The sequence below is a fragment of the Mycobacterium sp. E2699 genome (genome assembly GCF_001666745.1).
In the GTDB taxonomy this organism is placed as follows: domain Bacteria; phylum Actinomycetota; class Actinomycetes; order Mycobacteriales; family Mycobacteriaceae; genus Mycobacterium.
The window spans coordinates 1-809 of sequence record NZ_LZJH01000075.1 but is presented as its reverse complement, the minus strand read 5'-3'; the positions used below and the strand labels follow the sequence as shown (position 1 = coordinate 809).

Sequence of the window (809 nt, the reverse complement as noted above, 5' to 3'; positions counted from 1 at the left end):
GCGAAAACGATAAACGTCTGGGTGAGAAGGTTTTCCAGGAACCACCCGGTGTGAAACGCCACCTCGCCGGCGTGCAGGATGCCGAGCATGAATCCGAAGGTCAAGAAGTCGAACAGCGAGTTGATGGGCCCGAACGTCAGCATGAACCTGCGGATGAAGGCGACGTTCCAGTGCGCCGGCGCATCGCGTTGCTCCTCATCGACGCGGTCGGTGGGGATCGCCAACTGCGAGGCATCGTAGAGCAGGTTGCCCAGCAGGATCTGGCTGGGCAGCATCGGCAGAAACGGCAAGAACGCCGACGCGGCGGCGGCGCTGAAGGTGTTGCCGAAATTGCTCGATGTGCCCATGAACACGTACTTGATGGTATTGGCGAAAATCCTTCTGCCCGTGGCCACCCCGGTGGCCAGCACCCCCAGGTCCTTTTCCAGCAAGACCACGTCGGCCGCGTCCTTGGCCACGTCGGTGGCGCTGTTGACGGAGATGCCCACATCGGCGGCGTGCAATGCCAGCGCGTCGTTGACCCCGTCGCCGAGAAACCCCACCGATCTTCCGGTGCGGCGTGCCGCGGTGATCAGCCGTGCCTTTTGGTCGGGGGAGATGCGGGCGAAGATACTGTGGTCCGCAGCGGCGCGGCCGAATTCGTCGTCATCGAGGCATTCCAGCTGCGCGCCGGTGATCGTGCCCTTGGAGACCAAACCCAGTTCGGCGCAGACCTTTTCGGCGACCCGCGGATTGTCGCCGGTGGCGATCTTGAGCTCGATGCCCAGTTCGGCCAGCTGTGCCAGCGACTGGCGCGCCGCGGGTTTGGG

Annotated in this window: 1 protein-coding gene; it reads right to left on the bottom strand. The window is 64.0% G+C overall.

Going from position 1 to position 809, the window contains the following annotated elements; translation table 11 throughout:
- Positions 1–809: HAD-IC family P-type ATPase (locus A5696_RS11750; RefSeq protein ID WP_156738308.1), on the bottom strand; the 809-nt coding region annotated here is incomplete at both ends.